Source organism: Actinomadura barringtoniae (assembly GCF_017573505.1).
Lineage (GTDB): Bacteria > Actinomycetota > Actinomycetes > Streptosporangiales > Streptosporangiaceae > Spirillospora > Spirillospora barringtoniae.
The window spans coordinates 505,213-519,952 of record NZ_JAGEOJ010000004.1; the positions used below are offsets into that span (position 1 = coordinate 505,213).

General features: G+C 71.4%; 14 protein-coding genes. 11 read left to right on the forward strand and 3 right to left on the reverse strand.

Going from position 1 to position 14,740, the window contains the following annotated elements; genetic code table 11:
* Positions 1–6: 6 nt before the first annotated feature.
* Genes J4573_RS12280 through J4573_RS12315 form a run of 8 tightly spaced genes read left to right on the forward strand, consistent with a single transcriptional unit; the run spans position 7 to position 7,752 of the window.
* Positions 7–1,134, forward strand: a complete 1,128-nt coding sequence (locus J4573_RS12280) for an aromatic ring-hydroxylating dioxygenase subunit alpha (protein ID WP_208255495.1) — start codon at positions 7–9, stop codon at positions 1,132–1,134.
* The gene (locus J4573_RS12285; protein WP_208255496.1) at positions 1,131–1,856 is read left to right on the forward strand and encodes a hypothetical protein; all 726 of its coding nucleotides are present in this window, start codon (positions 1,131–1,133) and stop codon (positions 1,854–1,856) included. The genes J4573_RS12280 and J4573_RS12285 overlap by 4 nt, the downstream gene beginning before the upstream one ends.
* On the forward strand, positions 1,849–2,799 hold the full coding sequence (locus J4573_RS12290; RefSeq protein ID WP_243772829.1) for a hypothetical protein: 951 nt from the start codon (positions 1,849–1,851) through the stop codon (positions 2,797–2,799). The genes J4573_RS12285 and J4573_RS12290 overlap by 8 nt, the downstream gene beginning before the upstream one ends.
* Positions 2,796–3,575: an SDR family oxidoreductase gene (locus J4573_RS12295; RefSeq protein ID WP_208255498.1), complete on the forward strand. Its 780-nt coding sequence runs from the start codon at positions 2,796–2,798 to the stop codon at positions 3,573–3,575. Before J4573_RS12290 ends, J4573_RS12295 begins: the two co-directional genes overlap by 4 nt.
* Complete coding sequence (locus J4573_RS12300) at positions 3,575–4,213, forward strand: hypothetical protein (protein WP_208255499.1); 639 nt, start codon at positions 3,575–3,577, stop codon at positions 4,211–4,213. The genes J4573_RS12295 and J4573_RS12300 overlap by 1 nt, the downstream gene beginning before the upstream one ends.
* Positions 4,210–4,953, forward strand: coding sequence for a maleate cis-trans isomerase family protein (locus tag J4573_RS12305; RefSeq protein ID WP_208255500.1), 744 nt, complete (start codon positions 4,210–4,212; stop codon positions 4,951–4,953). Before J4573_RS12300 ends, J4573_RS12305 begins: the two co-directional genes overlap by 4 nt.
* Before the next feature lie 15 nt (positions 4,954–4,968).
* The gene (locus J4573_RS12310; protein ID WP_243772830.1) at positions 4,969–6,513 is read left to right on the forward strand and encodes a class I adenylate-forming enzyme family protein; all 1,545 of its coding nucleotides are present in this window, start codon (positions 4,969–4,971) and stop codon (positions 6,511–6,513) included.
* Positions 6,514–6,522: 9 nt separating this feature from the next.
* Positions 6,523–7,752, forward strand: a complete 1,230-nt coding sequence (locus tag J4573_RS12315; RefSeq protein WP_208255501.1) for a DUF4437 domain-containing protein — start codon at positions 6,523–6,525, stop codon at positions 7,750–7,752.
* A gap of 26 nt (positions 7,753–7,778) precedes the next feature.
* Here J4573_RS12315 and J4573_RS12320 read toward each other — a convergent pair whose 3' ends face one another.
* Complete coding sequence (locus J4573_RS12320; RefSeq protein ID WP_208255502.1) at positions 7,779–9,215, reverse strand: dihydroorotase; 1,437 nt, start codon at positions 9,213–9,215, stop codon at positions 7,779–7,781.
* Positions 9,216–9,393: 178 nt separating this feature from the next.
* Between J4573_RS12320 and J4573_RS12325 the strand changes: the two genes are divergently transcribed.
* The 3 genes from J4573_RS12325 to J4573_RS12335 are packed head-to-tail and all read left to right on the forward strand — an operon-like array spanning position 9,394 to position 12,798.
* On the forward strand, positions 9,394–10,593 hold the full coding sequence (locus tag J4573_RS12325) for a CaiB/BaiF CoA transferase family protein (RefSeq protein WP_307796601.1): 1,200 nt from the start codon (positions 9,394–9,396) through the stop codon (positions 10,591–10,593).
* Between the two features lie 2 nt (positions 10,594–10,595).
* Entirely contained in the window at positions 10,596–11,390 is a 795-nt protein-coding gene (locus J4573_RS12330) for a cyclase family protein (RefSeq protein WP_208255504.1), read from the forward strand.
* On the forward strand, positions 11,383–12,798 hold the full coding sequence (locus J4573_RS12335) for an MmgE/PrpD family protein (protein ID WP_243772831.1): 1,416 nt from the start codon (positions 11,383–11,385) through the stop codon (positions 12,796–12,798). Before J4573_RS12330 ends, J4573_RS12335 begins: the two co-directional genes overlap by 8 nt.
* Here J4573_RS12335 and J4573_RS12340 read toward each other — a convergent pair.
* Positions 12,795–13,820 (reverse strand): 1-acyl-sn-glycerol-3-phosphate acyltransferase, encoded by a 1,026-nt coding sequence (locus tag J4573_RS12340; protein WP_208255505.1) that lies wholly within the window; start codon positions 13,818–13,820, stop codon positions 12,795–12,797. The two genes, J4573_RS12335 and J4573_RS12340, sit on opposite strands and share 4 nt — an antisense overlap.
* Before the next feature lies 1 nt (position 13,821).
* Complete coding sequence (locus J4573_RS12345; protein WP_208255506.1) at positions 13,822–14,646, reverse strand: patatin-like phospholipase family protein; 825 nt, start codon at positions 14,644–14,646, stop codon at positions 13,822–13,824.
* Positions 14,647–14,740: the final 94 nt, after the last annotated feature.

Genomic DNA, 14,740 nt, shown 5'->3' on the forward strand with positions numbered 1-14,740 from the left:
AGCCCCATGCTCAAGAACTTCTGGTACGCGGTCGAGTTCGCGCACGCCGTCACCCGCTCCCCGCGCAAGGTCACCTGCCTCGGCCAGGACTTCGTGCTCTACCGCAAGCGCTCGGGCGACGTCGTGTGCCTGTCCGACCTGTGCGTGCACCGCGGCGGCGCGCTGTCCATGGGCAAGGTCGTGGACGGCGACGTCATCGCCTGCCCGTACCACGGCTGGCAGTACGGCCCCGACGGCGGCTGCGTGAAGATCCCCGCCAACCCCGGCGGGCGCGGCATCCCCAAGAAGGCGCGGGTCGACGCCTACCCGGTCCGCGAGGAGTACGGGCTGATCTGGGCCTTCCTCGGCGACCTGCCCGAGGACGAGCGCCCGCCGATCCCGCATTTCCCGCAGCACGCCGACCCGGCCTTCCGCGCGGTCTACTTCGAGATGGAGATCGGCGCCAACTACGAGCGGACCTTCGAGAACGTCGTGGACGCCTCGCACACCCCGTTCGTGCACGGCCACTCGTTCGGCAACCCGGACAAGCCCGAGATCCCCGACTTCGAGATCGTCCAGGACTCCTGGCACGCCGAGGCCGACATCCTGCTCAGCCCGCCCCCGGCGAAGGGGCTGTGGAAACGGCTCTACAAGGAGAAGCCGGAGCAGGTGGTGGTCACCAACGGGTGGTACCTGCCCAACATCGTCAAGTTGCACGTGCGGCTGCCGTTCGGCGACCTGATCCTCTACGACCACAACATCCCGCTGAGCCGCGACCGCACCCTGATCAAGATCGTCGGCTACCGGAACTTCTTCACCGGCAAGTGGGCCGACGGCAACGCGCTGAAGCGGATCGAGAAGATCCTGCTCCAGGACCGTCCGGTGGTCGAGAGCCAGCGTCCCGAGCTGCTGCCCTTCGACCTGTCGGACGAGCTGCACATCCGCAGCGACTCGCTCCAGGTCGCCTACCGCCGCCGGCGGCGCGAGCTCATCGAGGCGGGCTGGTGGGTCGGCGACGACGACGTCGTGACCGGCGACGCACCGCGCCGCAGCGCCACCGTCATCCCGTCCCCCGCGCGCCGCGACAACCCCGAGCTCGCCCGGGCCTGGCAGCACAAGGCCCGGGGCGCCCCCGCCGAGAAGGAGCAAGCGTGAGCCTGCCCAGACAGCTGAGCGATCGGACGTTCGCCGCGCTGGCGGACGACCTGCGCACCGTCCGCACGCTGGACCTGACCAGCGCCATGGCGCCCGACCCGGTGGGGACGATGACCGTCTCGACGGCTCCGGGGCTGGCCAAGGTCGTCTACGTCGGCCTGTCGGTCCCGCCGATCGGCATGGACAGCCACATGCTGTTCGCCTTCACGCCCGCGGACTCGGCGATCCCTCACTTCACCCTCGACGCGGTCGAGGCCAACGGCTACCTGGCGTTCCATCTCGACCTGGTCCCGCGCGCCGAGCTCGCCTCGCACCTGGCCTACGTGAACGCCGCGTTCCAGCCGCTCACCCCCGCGTTCGAGGAGGCGAGCGAGCTCTTCGGCGCCTCACGCGCGGCGATCTCACCGCGCCAGTACGCGATGATGTCGCCCTGGATGCTCGTGCACCGCGCCACCGAGGAGCAGTTCCGCGCGGCCGGGCGGTTCGTCGAGGCCTACCTGGAGCACTGGCGGACGCTGCTCGCCAAGGGCCTGCCGGAGGAGGTCGTGGCCTCGCTCGGCGACACCGACCTGGCCGCACGCGACGCCCGCAACCGCGCGAACCTGTTCAGCCGCGAGGTCGACCCGGTGTGGGCCAACGTCTCCCGGCTGCTCGGCGACGAGCGGACCGACCGCATCCGCGCCGAGCTCATCACCGACGGGGTGGGTGACGGTGATGGCTGAGCGGCCGAGCGCGTGGCAGACCCGGATCGAGGGCGAGTGGCACGGGCGGCCGTCGCTGTTCGACGCCACCGGGACCTGGGCGGGCTATGAGGACATCCGCCGCTCGTCGGTCTTCGAGAACGGCACCACCACGTACTACATGGACGGCGGGCTGGAGGGCGGCGGGCCGCTGGCCGGGCGCTTCAGGCTCGGCGCCCCGTTCGCCTTCGGGGTGACCGACTCCGACAGCGACCGGATCTACACCGGGCCCGACTTCCACGGCACCGGCCGGCCGTACGGCGGCTTCGTCGACGCCCACTACTACGGGCCGGGCTGGCAGGTCGATCTCAACACCTGGAACCACGTCCTGCCCGACGGCGAGACCCAGGTGTACTCGTCGGTCCTGTACCAGGGCTGGGCGGCGGTCGGCTGCTTCAACGGCGTCTACAAGCGCTCCACCGACTACGACTCCAACGAGGCGACCCGGACCGCCATCGAGGACTTCCTCGCGAGCGAGACGCGCAACGGGCCGACGCCGCACATCCTGCCCACCAAGGCGCACGGCGCGTTCCGCGGCGACTGCGAGCTGTGGGGCGCGGACCAGAAGCGCATCGGCGACGTGCGGGTCCGCATCGAGCTCGAGCCACTCGACCTGCTGCGGACCCGGCTGCGGACCAGCTGGGAGGGCGCGGTCGAACGGCGCTTCACCACCGACCGCCGCCGGGACGGCTTCCGCTGCTTCTACGAGGGCCCCGACGCCTGGGGGAACGCCCAGGCGTTCGGGCGTGCCAGCTACCTGAGCCTGCATCTGGCGGACGCTCTCAAGGTCAAGGGCCGCGAGTTCATCATCGACGCCGGGCCGGGAATGCGCGCCGGGGAGACGCTGACCGTGGTCTACGAGATCTTCGACGGCAACGTGCTCTCCCGCGTTCTCCACGGCGTTCTGCACTGGGAGGCCGCATGACGGTCACCGTGATCACCGGCGGAACGCGCGGCATCGGCCTGGGCCTCGCGCGCGCCTTCCTCGACCGCGGCTGCCGGGTCGCCCTGTGCGGCCGTACGGAGGAATCGGTGGCCAAGGCACTGTCCGATCTCGCCGGTGGAGACAATGCGGTCGGCGTGCCCTGTGACGTGGCCGACCGTTCCGAAGTACAGGCGCTGTGGGACCACGCCACGGGCTCGTTCGGCCGGATCGACCACTGGATCAACAACGCCGGGGTCTCCACCGCCCCCAAGCCGCTGTGGCAGGTCACGCCCTCGCAGCTGGAGGCCGTCACCCGCACCAACCTGCTCGGCGTGATGAACGGCGGTGCCGTCGCGGTCGCCGGCATGCGCGCGCAGGGCGGCGGCACGCTCTGGAACATGGAGGGCCTGGGCAGCGACGGCCGCATGGTCCCCGGGCTCGCCCCCTACGGGGCCACCAAACGCGCGGTCACCTACCTCACCGACGCGCTCGCCAAGGAGCTCAAGGGCACACCCGTGAAGGCGGCCCACCTGTCCCCCGGCATGGTCGTCACCGACCTGCTGCTCCAGGACTACGACCCCGACGAGCTGGAGAAGGCCAAGAAGGTCTTCAACATCCTGGCCGATCACGTCGAGACGGTGACGCCCTGGCTCGCCGGGCGGATCCTGAACGGCACGCGCAACGGCGGCCGGGTCGCCTGGCTGACCAAGCGCAAGGCCGCCGGGCGGTTCGCCACGGCGGCGTTCCGCAAGCGCGACCTGTTCGGGGACTCCTGATGACCGACTACCCGGTCGCGCTCGCCGTCGAGGACTTCGTCCCGGTGGCGCTCACCGCCACGGGCATCGCGCTGCTCGGTGGCTACGCCGACGCCCGGCTCGGCGCCCGAGCCGGGCGGCTGACCCGCGTCGCGGCCTGCTCGGTCGGGGCCGGTGGCCTCGCCAAGGCGGGCTGGAAACTGATCGTCGCCCTGGACGGCCCGGACGTTCGCTGGCTGTATCACGCGCTGTTCCCGTTGCTGGCCATCGGGTTCACGCTCCTGGCGCAGGCGCTGTGGGACCGGCTGCCGCCGTATCTCTCGGCGGGATCGCTCGTCGCCGCGCTCGCGGTCTCGGCGGTGATCGCCGACACCTGGCCCGCGATGGTACTGACGATCGCGGCGGTGACCGTCTGCGCCGTGCGGCTCCTGCTGCTCGCGCGCGGCGATCGGGACCGCGCCGGTGCGTGGCTGTTCGGCATCTGGCTGGCGGGCCAGTACGTTCTCGGGCCGCTGGCGGCCCGCCCCGACCAGAGCGTCGCCCTGCAATGGATCGAACAGGCCTGCAACACGCTCACCCAGGGGGCGTTCGCCTACGCGGCCTGGCGGCTCTCCCGGTCGCCGCGTTCCCAGACCGCGAAGGAGGCTGTGACGGCATGACCGACGCACTCGGCTGGCGCCGGAAGTTCGGCGTCATCGCCCCATCGACCAACACGATCGTCGAGCCCGACTTCTCCTCCATGACGGTGCCCGGCGTGACGGCGCACTTCTCCCGGATCCACATCCGGGACCAGAACATGGCCGGCGACGAGGGCATGGAACGCCTCCTCGACCAGATCCGCGCGGAGATCGGCGCCGCCTGCGAGCGCGTCATGACCTGCGAGCCCGACTACATGGTCATGGGCATGTCCGCCGAGACGTTCTGGGGCGGCGTCGAGGGCAATCGGGCCTTCGTCCGGCAGATCCACGACCTGACCGGCCTGCGGGTGGCGACCGGGGCGGAGGCGTGCGACCGGGCGCTCAAGCTGCACGGCGCCCGCCGCATCGGCGTGCTCACCCCCTACCAGCCCGTCGGGGACGCGAACGTCCGCACCTTCTTCAGCGAGCTCGGCTTCGAGGTGGCGAAGGTCATCGGCCTCAAGTGCCCGACCGCCGTCTCCATCGCGCACGTTCCGGAGGAGGAGCTGCGGCTGGCCCTGCAGGAACTGGCCCGCGGCGACGTGGACGCCCTGGTCCAATGCGGAACGAACCTGTCGATGGTCCGCCTCGCCGACGAGGCCGAACGCTGGCTCGGCATCCCGGTCATCGCCATCAACGCCGCCACCTGGTGGATGGCGCTGCGCGACAACGGCATCCAGGACACCCTCCAGGGCGCCGGCGCGCTCCTGCGCGAGCACTGATCGCGAGGTGACGGGATGCCCCTTCGCACCGGTGGAGCCGCGCTGACCATGGCGGGCGGCGTCCGCGAGTTCGCGGTCGCCACCCCCGACGCCGTCGCGGTCGTGGACGGCGACCGGCGGCTGACCTACCGCGGCCTGCACGACCGGTCGAGCCGGCTCGCCAACGCCCTGCTGAACGCGGGCCTGCGTCCGGGCGACCGGGTCGCGGTGCTGCTGGGCAACCGATTCGAGTTTCCCGAGATCATCTGTGGGGTCGCCAAGGCGGGGCTGGTGCTCGTGCCGATCAGCCCGCGCAGCAGCGCGGGCGAATGCGGCTACGCTCTCGGCCACTCGGGCTGCTCCGCCCTGATCCTGGACGGCGCGTACGCGGGCCTCGCTGCGGAGGCCGGGTCGGGGCTGAAGGTCGTGCTGTCGATCGGCCGGGCCGAGCTCGGGCCGCCGTACGAGGCCGCGCTCGCCGTCGCACCGGGACGCGACCCGCGGATTCCCGTCGCCGAGAACGATCCGTTCGCGATCTATTACACGTCCGGGACCACCGGGAAGCCGAAGGGCGTGCTCAGCAGCCACCGCGCCCGCACCCTGATGTGCTACCTCTCCGCCCTGGAATGGGGCCTCGGCGCCGGAAGGACGAGCCTCGCGGTCGCCCCGATGTGCCACGGCGCGGGGATGGTCTTCGACTACGCGCCACTGGTCGCGGGCGGCAGCGTCACCATGCTGCGCTCGTGGGATCCCGACCGGATGCTGCACCTCACCGAGCGGGATCGGGTCCAGTCGGTCTTCCTGATACCCACGCACGCTCAGATGCTCCGCGCCCTGGGCGACGCGGCCCTGGGCAGGCGTGACCTGTCGAGCCTGGACACCCTCTACTTCAACGCGGCGGCCTTTCCCGCCGCGCTCAAGGAGTGGGTGACGGGCGCGTTCCCGAAGGCCGGGGTGCACGAGCTCTACGGTTCGACGGAGGCGGGCATCGTCACCAACTGCCGTCCCGCCGACGCCGCGCGCAAGGCCGGATCCGTCGGCCAGCCCTGGTACATGACCGACCTGCGCGTGGTGGACGAGGCCGGGCTCCCGGTCGGGCCCGGTGAACGCGGCGAGCTGTTCAGCCGGTCCCCGTTCCTGATGAGCGGCTACCTGGACGACGACGCGGCCACCGCGGCCTGCACCACCGAGGACGGCTACCTGACCTCCGGGGACATCGCGGTCCAGGACGAGGACGGCTTCGTCTCCATCGTCGACCGCAAGAAGGACATGATCATCTCTGGCGGGGTGAACGTCGCGCCCCGCGAGGTCGAGGAGGTCCTGGCCGCCTTCCCCGGCGTCGCCGAGGCCGCCGTGGTCGGTCTCCCCGACGAGCGGTGGGGCGAACGGGTCACCGCGTTCGCCGTCCCGCTCCCCGGTCACGACCTGGACGCCGCCGGCCTCGACGCGCACTGCCGCGCCCAGCTCTCGGGCCCCAAGGTCCCCCGTTCCATCGAGATCGTCGCCGCACTCCCCCGCAACGGCTCCGGCAAGGTCCTCAGGCGAGAGCTGCGTGCCCAGAACACATCCCCAGACTCGTAGAGGAGACGCATGCGCCCCCACGTCGAACTCATCCAGGAGAACGACTACGTCTGGCATTCCGCCGAGCTCGTCGGCGGTGAGGGCCGGGCCAGCGAACGACGCCTGTCGGTCGACGAGGAGGACGGCTCCTCATCGCTGCGCGTCGACTTCCACACCGACTGGGGACGGGGCCCGGGCATCCACCACGCCAACACCGAGTACTACGTGGTCGAGGGATCGATGACCTACGGCGGGAAGGAGATCGGGAAGGGCGGGTACGTCTACGCGCCCAAGGGTGTGCCCACCGACTCCATCACGTTCAGCGAAGGCACCCGCATCCTGCACTACCGCGAGTACGGCGACGCCGGTTTCGACCCCGTCGACAGTCTGTACGCGCCGAGCTGGGCCGACGCCCGCGAAGAGGTCATCGTCGTCGACACCGAGGCCAGGACGTGGGACGCCGTCCCCGTGCAGGGGCCGATGCCGGGCCTGTTCATCAAGTACCTGCACGTCGACCCGATCACGGGCTTCTACACCCGCCTCGTGCACTCCCAGGAGGGCTGGACCGAGCATCGCCTCGCCCACCATCCCTGCTACGAAGAGGCCTACACGCTCCAGGGACGCATGGAGGGCAACTTCGGCACCATGGACGTCGGCACCTATTTCTTCCGTCCCGCCCGCGTGAAGCACGGCCACTTCACCACGCCCGAGGGCGGTACGACCTGGCTGCTGCGTTCCGACGGCGAGCTGATCAACTGGTACACCCAGAACGAGTGGATCCGCTGGGGCGGCGAGGCCGTCAACTACGGTCCGGGCGGCGGCCGCATGCGCTGGTCGATGTCCAGCCACGACGTGGGGCGCGGCACCCCGCTCCGCGACGAGCGCGACCTGAAGGACATCCAGGCCTCCATCGAGTTCCAGCGCGAGCAGGGCCAGCCCGACGCCGGCTTCGTCTCGCACGGCACCGGCGTCGACAAGAGCCTCATCGCGATCGCCAAGGCCGTCGACGCGGCCGACCTCCAGGGCGGTCACGGGCACGGCCCCGGCGGCGGTCATGAGCATGACCATGACCATGGGCAGGCGGACTGGGGCGCCGACCCGCGCGACCTCGAGCACCCCGACGAACGCACCGACGAGCACAGCCACAACGTGGGCCGGGGCCGCGCGTGGAAGGAAGGGCAGCCGATCCCGGCGCCCATCCCCTCCACCCTGCCCGTGCGCAGCCGCTCGACCGGCCGCTGGTCCGGAGACGGGATGTAGGCGGCCGGCCGTCCCCGCCCTCCCGTTCAGGATCTGCGCAGGTAGGTCCCGCCGGGCTCACCGATCACGGCGCCGTCCCGGTAGGCGACGCGTCCTCCGACGACGGTGACGACGGGCCAGCCGCGCACCTTCACGCCGTCGAACGGGCAGTGGTCCTGGCCGGACAGGAGCAGGCCGGTGCTGACCTCTTGCTCCCGGTCCAGGTCGACGATGGTGAGGTCGGCGTCGAAGCCCACCGCCAGGCTCCCCTTCCGGCCCCACAGGTTGTACGCCTTGGCGGGGTTGGCCGAGGCGACCTCGGCGATACGGGTCAGCGGCACGCCGCGCCGGTGATGTCCCTCGCTGATCAGGACCGGGTAGAGCAGCGCCGTACCGCCGAAGCCGGGGCGGGCGGGCCAGAGGTCGTCGCCCTTGTGCTCCTCCATGCAGCACGCGTGGTCGGAGGCGACCCAGCTCACCAGCCCGTCACGGACCCGCTCCCACAGGTACTCGTTGTCGCGTGAGGTCCTGATCGGCGGGTTGACCTTGCCGCCCAGTCCGCCGCGCGCGTCGAGGACGTCATGGTCCAGGCACAGGTGATGCAGCGTGACTTCGAAGCGCATGTCGGTGCCGTGCGCGCCCCGGGCCCGCTCGGCCTCGGCGAGTGCTTCGGCGCTCGACAGGTGGAGGAGGTTGACGCTGGTCCCGGTGTGCCCGGCGAGCGTGGTGGCCTCGGCTATGGCGAGACGTTCGGTGAGCGGCGGCCGTCCCTCGGAGTAGGCCCGCAGGTTCTGGGGTTCTCCGCTGCGCCGGACCCGGTCGATGAAGATCCGCATGAGCTCGGACTGTTCGCAGTGCAGCGACAGCGACAGGCGCAGGTCCGGGTGGTCGGCCTGGGTCCGGGCCAGCTGTTCGAGGATGAGGTAGAGGTGGCCGAGGTCGTACTCGTCGCCCATGGTGAACGCGCGGGCGTCACGGCTGTTGGCCGCCAGATCGAAGCCCTTGTAGAACATGTAGTACTTGAACGAGGTCACGCCGTGGTCGGCGACCAGCGCCGGGATCTCGCCGATCTGCTCGACCGTCATCGGCGCCAGGTGGAAGCCGTAGTCGGTGAAGGACCGCCCCTCCACCGCGCTCAGCACCTCGGGAAAGATCTCCTTGTACGGGCCGGTCCTGTCCAGGTAGTGCTGGCCGGTCCGGAAGTAGGAGAGCACGGTGGTGGCGCCGCCGACCAGCGACGATCGCGTCTCCTCGTAGGCGTCGAGCGCCATGTCGCGGTAGATGCCGATGTGAAAGTGCGCGTCGACCGCCCCCGGCAGGACGGCCTTTCCGGACGCGTCGACGACCTCGCCGGCGTCCGCGGCCGGGAGGTCTTCGCCGATCGCCGCGATGCGGCCGCCGGCCACGGCCAGGTCGGCGCGCACCTCACCGTGGTACGGCACGGCGAGGACGCCGTTCTTGACGAGCAGATCGAATCTGGGCATGGGCGCGGCCGGGGTCGGAGACGGCTCGACCCGGCCATCACCTCCTGTCACAGGTGAGGGAGGGCTCGCGTGTGTCGTAGCTCGCGTGTTTCGTAGAACGTAACACCGTTTCCAATCACTGTCCGGTGTCGCTATGGTGGAAACGGCTTTCCGATCAATGGAACACTCGGGAGGACGCGTGGCCCCGACAGGTCCGCTCGACGGGGTCGTGGTGCTCGACCTCGCCACCCTCTTCGCCGGCCCCCTCGCGGCGACCGTCCTCGGCGACTACGGCGCCGAGGTGATCAAGGTCGAACATCCGGTGAAGGGCGATCCGGCGCGCACCCACGGGCACGCCAAGGACGGGCACGGGCTCTGGTGGAAGATGCTCGGCCGCAACAAGAAGGCCGTCACCTGCGATCTGAGCGTTCCCGAGGGCGCGGACCTGGTGCGAAAACTCGCGGCCGGGGCCGACGTGCTCATCGAGAACTTCCGGCCCGGAACGCTGGAGCGCTGGGGCCTGTCCCCCGCGTCCCTGCACGAGATCAACCCCCGCCTGGTCATCGCCCGGGTCACCGGGTTCGGCCAGGAGGGGCCGTACGCGGGGCGGCCGGGCTTCGGCACGATCGCCGAGTCGATGAGCGGTTTCGCCGCGGTCACCGGGCAGCCCGACGGGCCCCCGACGCTGCCCCCGTTCGGGCTCGCCGACGGAGTCGCGGCGCTGACCTGCGTCGGAGCCGTCCTGACGGCGCTGTACCACCGCGACACCGGCGGCGGGCGAGGCCAGGTGGTGGACCTGGCCATCATCGAGCCGCTGCTCACGCTGCTCGGGCCGCAGCCCCTGGTGTGGGACCAGCTCGGGCTCGTCCAGGAACGTACCGGGAACCGTTCGGGCAACAACGCGCCGCGCAACGTCTACCGCAGCCGGGACGGCCGCTGGCTCGCGGTGTCGACCAGCGCGCAGAGCATCGCGGAACGGGTCCTGCGCCTGGTCGGCCACCCCGAGGTGATCGACGAGCCGTGGTTCGCGGGCGGCGCGGGCCGGGCCGAGCACGCCGACCTGCTGGACGCGCACGTCGGCGGCTGGATCGCCGAACGCGACGCCGACCAGGTCGTGGCCGAGTTCGAGAAGGCCCAGGCGGCGATCGCGCCGATCTATGACATCCGGGACGTGTTCGAGGATCCGCAGTACCGCGCCCTCGACTCGATCACCACCGTGCGGGACCCCGACCTCGGCCCTTTGCGCATGCAGAACGTGCTGTACCGCCTGTCGGACACGCCGGGCTCCATCCGGTGGACCGGCGCGGCGCCGGGCGCGCACAACGCCGAGGTGTACGGCGGCCTCCTCGGCCTGTCCGCGGGCGACCTCGACCGCCTCAAGCAGAAGGGCGCCATCTGAGCATGGACCTGCTCAACGCCGTCGAGCACGCACGAGTGCTGGACCTGTCGCAGCCGATGCGGCGCGGCATGCCCCAGTCCCCCAACCATCCCCCGTTCCGCATGGCCTTGGAGCGGCGCCACGGCGACATGGTGCGCGCGGACGGGGGCTCGGCCGCCAACGAGATCATCGTGACCGGCGGGCACGTCGGCACGCATGTGGACGCGCTCGCGCACGTGTCCCAGGACGGCCTGCTCCACGGCGGGCGCGACCCGGGCGCGAGCCACGAGGGATTCGCCGAACTGGGCATTGACGACTTCGTTCCCTATGTGGGCCGCTGCCTGCTCCTCGACGTGGCCGCGGTTAACGGCACGGACGTCCTTCCGCCCGGCTACGAGATCACCCCCGGCGACCTGGAGAAAGCCTCAGCCTCCCTCGACCTCCGGCCGGGCGACGCGCTCCTGATCGGCACCGGCTGGTCCCGGCGCTGGCATGAACGCGAGGCGTTCATCGGCCGGGCGGCCGGAGTGCCCGGTCCGGGCGAGGCGGCGGGCCGATGGCTGGCCGAGCGGCGGCCACGGATCGTCGGCGGGGAGACGATCGCGTTCGAGCACCTGGCCCCCGGCGCGGGCCACGCGACCCTGCCCGTGCACAGGATCATGCTGGTGGAGTCCGGGATCAACATCGTGGAGACGATGCGGCTGGCGCCTCTGCTGGACACCGGGGTCAGGGAGTTCCTGCTCGTCCTCAACCCGCTGCTGATCGTCGGCGCCACCGGCGCGCCGGTCCGTCCCCTGGCGGTGCTGCCCGATGCCTGAGGCCACCATGGTCCAGCGCCTGGCCGCCTTCGCCGTGCGCTGCCGCGACAGCCCGCTGCCTCCCGAGCCTGCGGCCGACGTCACCGGCCGCGTCCTGGACGTCATCGGCAACTGCCTGGCGGGCCTCGCCGAGGAGTCCGCCTCGGCCGTGCTCTCGATGGTGCGGGCCTGGTCCGGCACGCCCCAGGCGGCCCTGTTCGGCGAGGCGGGGAAGCTGCCCGCGCCGAACGCCGCCCTGTTCAACGGAACGCTGGCGCACGCGCTGGACTTCGACGACACCCACCTGCCCTCGATCCTGCACCCGAGCGCGTCGGTGGTGCCCGCGGCGCTCGCCGCGGCCGAGGAGGCCGGCGCGGGCGGCCCGGCCCTCACGGCGGCGGTCGCGGCCGGCATCGAGATCTGCGATCGCCTCGGGATGGCCTCCTACCTTCCCGAGCTCCGCAACTCCGCGTTCTTCGAACGAGGCCAGCACGCCACCTCCATCTGCGGAACGCTAGGCTCGGCGGCCGCCGCCGCACTCCTGTACGACCTCGACACCGAGGGCGTCGCCTCGGCGATGGGCATCGCCGCGAGCATGGGTGCGGGCGTCATCGAAGCCAACCGCACCGGCGGCACCGTCAAGCGCGTCCACTGCGGCTGGGCCGCCCACGCCGGCGTGACGGCGGCCTCCCTCGCCCGCGCCGGTGTCACCGGGCCGCCGACCGTGCTGGAGGGACGCTTCGGCTTCTTCCAGGCCTGGCTGGGCGGCACCTACGACGAGCACGCCCTGCTCGACGGCCTGGGCGAACGCTGGGAGACGCTCCGCACGGTCTACAAGCCCTATCCGTCCAACCACTTCACCCACCCGGCGATCGACTGCGCCCTCGCCCTGCGCGCAGGCGGCCTCGACCCGGACGACATCGTGGAGATCGAACTGGGCGTTCCCACCCCCACCCTCCGCACGATCGCCGAGCCACGCCCCGACAAGGTGCGCCCCCGTACCCCCTACCACGCCAAGTTCTCCGGCCCGTTCACAGTCGCGGTGGCGCTCCTCGGCGGCGGTGGACTGGGCGTCTACCTGGACGACTTCACCGAGAACACCCTGACCGACCCTCGCCACCTGGCCCTCGCCGACCGCGTGTCCTGCGTGGCCGACCCCGAGGCGAGCGCCATCTTCCCCACCGCCTTCGCAGCCGTGCTCCGGGTCCGCACCACCCGCGGCGCAACCCTCGAACACCGCGTAGCGTCCTCCCGAGGCGGCCCGACCACCCCCCTCACCCGAGCCGAGCTCCTCACCAAGTTCCGCCTCAACGCCGAACGAGCCCTCCCCCCGCACCAGGTAGACCGCCTGGCAACAACCGTGGCCAGCCTGCCAACGACCACCACCGCAGCCACCATCTCCGAACAAGCCCGCCCGGCCCCCGCCTAGAAACACTCTCCCGTTTCCAGGCCGCGGCGTTGACCGCCACCGGTGCCGGTGTGTTGGGCGCCTATCCAGGCGTCCACCTGCTCCCATTGGGCGTACAGCCAGTCGAGTCGCGCCTCGCGGCCCACCGGAACGTCCTCGGCCGGGATCCGCCACCAGTGAGCCCGCACGACGTCGGTGAGCGGGACCAGCCGCCAGACGTCGCCCACCGAGTCCATCTCCTCCAGGCCGCTGTGCGCGACGAACACCACGTCCGCGTTCGGTGCGGCGGCGATGGCCGCGAGCGCTCCGCCGGGGCGTGGCGGCATCACATGGGTCATGCGGGCGGCGCGGGCGGCCTCGCGGTGGCGGCGCATCCGCACAAGCCGCCGGATCGCGCGCCTGCGGCGAGCCGGGGTGAAGTTGCCGCCCTCGGGAAAGATGAGCAGCGCGTCGCGTGGCCCCAGTGTTCCGGCCAGCTGCTCGATCTGCTCGGTGATGCCGCCTCCCGGAGCCACGAACACGTTGGGAAGGCGGTTCGCCGCGATGTCGATGCACGGGTCGAGCTGGAGCAGCGCCTTCATCACCACGCGGGGCTCGCGCCGGTAGTCGGTCAGCAAGTGGTGCACCAGCAGGAGCGCGTCGCCCGGCCCGGCGTGACGGCTGAGCACGATCAACGGCCGGTCGCCCTCAGGCTCGGCGGAGCTGCTCCCGCTCACGTCGAGGCGCAGCCCGAGGCGGCGCTGAGCGACGCGATGGAGCCCCGCGACGTACCGGCGGATGATCTCGTAGTGCCGGTCCTTGGACCGTTCGGTACGGCCGAGGCTTCGGCACCACAGCCAGCCGCACGCCAGCACGGCCGACGACTCCAGGACGCCCCACGCCAGGGCGAACCACAGCAACCGGACGGCGCGGTTGCGTTCGCCGCCGAGCCGCGACATCAGCGTGGCGACCGGCCAGACCACCGGGAACAGCACAACGACGAGCAGGGTCAGAACGAACAGCAGCGGTACGCAGACCGCACGGCGCACAAGGGGCGGCGCCATCTCATGCCCGCTCTTTCAGGTACTTCAGCGAGGCCTGGTAGGAACGCTCGATGCGGGACGCGACGCCCGAGCCGCGGTACCGCATCTGGGACATGTCCACCCCGGCCTTCTTCGGCGGGCCGCCCGCCGGCAGCACGTGCACCGTGGCCCGGTCCGGGAGCGCGGACATCTCCTCGAAGAAGCGATGCCGACGTGCGATCTCGAACGCGACCATCCCGACCTCCCAGGGGCGCCGGGGCGGCGCCAGATCTCGTTCGATCCGCCCGACGTGCAGGACGTAGACCGTGGTGGCACCGAGCTCGACGGCGCGGCCGACCGGAATGCTGTGCACCAGTCCGCCGTCGAAGTAGTGCCGGTCGCCTATGCGCACCGGCGGCAGCAGGCCGGGCGCCGCCGAGGACGCCAGCACCGCCGGAATGATCGGCCCCGTCGAGAACCAGTGGGCCATCGCGGTCTCGATCCCCGCCGCGACACACTGGAAGGGGACGGCGAGCTCCTCGAAGGTCTCGGCGGGAAGCAGTTCGCCGAGCATCCGCCGAAGCGGTTCGGCCGAGTGCAGATGGGTGCCCGATCGTGCGAGCGTCCACAACCGTTCCCAGATCCGCGAACCGAGGGCCTCGCGGACGGCCTGGTCGGACCACAGGCTGATGAGCCGCTCGACCGCGGTCTCGGGGTCGGCGGCGACGAGCGCCCCGTTCAGCGCCCCGATGGAGGTGCCGACGACCAGGTCCGGGCGGACGCCGAACTCATCGAGCGCCCGCAGCATCCCCACCTCGTGGGCGCCGAGGACCCCGCCGCCGCCCAGCACGAACGCCGTCCGCTCCATCTGCCCCCAATCCTCAGATCGTCAGGGGGCAGCCTCTCCACCGAAAACGCCATCAAACGCAGCACAACACCACCAGCACCCGCAGAACGGAGCG

Bases quoted from the DNA above. Each gene is read 5' to 3' on its own strand.
- J4573_RS12345 (WP_208255506.1), bottom strand. From the start codon at position 14,646: ATGGAGCGGACGGCGTTCGTGCTGGGCGGCGGCGGGGTCCTCGGCGCC.
- J4573_RS12335 (WP_243772831.1), top strand. From the start codon at position 11,383: ATGCCTGAGGCCACCATGGTCCAGCGCCTGGCCGCCTTCGCCGTGCGC.
- J4573_RS12330 (WP_208255504.1), top strand. From the start codon at position 10,596: ATGGACCTGCTCAACGCCGTCGAGCACGCACGAGTGCTGGACCTGTCG.
- J4573_RS12280 (WP_208255495.1), top strand. From the start codon at position 7: ATGCTCAAGAACTTCTGGTACGCGGTCGAGTTCGCGCACGCCGTCACC.
- J4573_RS12305 (WP_208255500.1), top strand. From the start codon at position 4,210: ATGACCGACGCACTCGGCTGGCGCCGGAAGTTCGGCGTCATCGCCCCA.
- J4573_RS12295 (WP_208255498.1), top strand. From the start codon at position 2,796: ATGACGGTCACCGTGATCACCGGCGGAACGCGCGGCATCGGCCTGGGC.
- J4573_RS12300 (WP_208255499.1), top strand. From the start codon at position 3,575: ATGACCGACTACCCGGTCGCGCTCGCCGTCGAGGACTTCGTCCCGGTG.
- J4573_RS12315 (WP_208255501.1), top strand. From the start codon at position 6,523: ATGCGCCCCCACGTCGAACTCATCCAGGAGAACGACTACGTCTGGCAT.
- J4573_RS12290 (WP_243772829.1), top strand. From the start codon at position 1,849: ATGGCTGAGCGGCCGAGCGCGTGGCAGACCCGGATCGAGGGCGAGTGG.
- J4573_RS12340 (WP_208255505.1), bottom strand. From the start codon at position 13,820: ATGGCGCCGCCCCTTGTGCGCCGTGCGGTCTGCGTACCGCTGCTGTTC.
- J4573_RS12310 (WP_243772830.1), top strand. From the start codon at position 4,969: ATGCCCCTTCGCACCGGTGGAGCCGCGCTGACCATGGCGGGCGGCGTC.
- J4573_RS12320 (WP_208255502.1), bottom strand. From the start codon at position 9,215: ATGCCCAGATTCGATCTGCTCGTCAAGAACGGCGTCCTCGCCGTGCCG.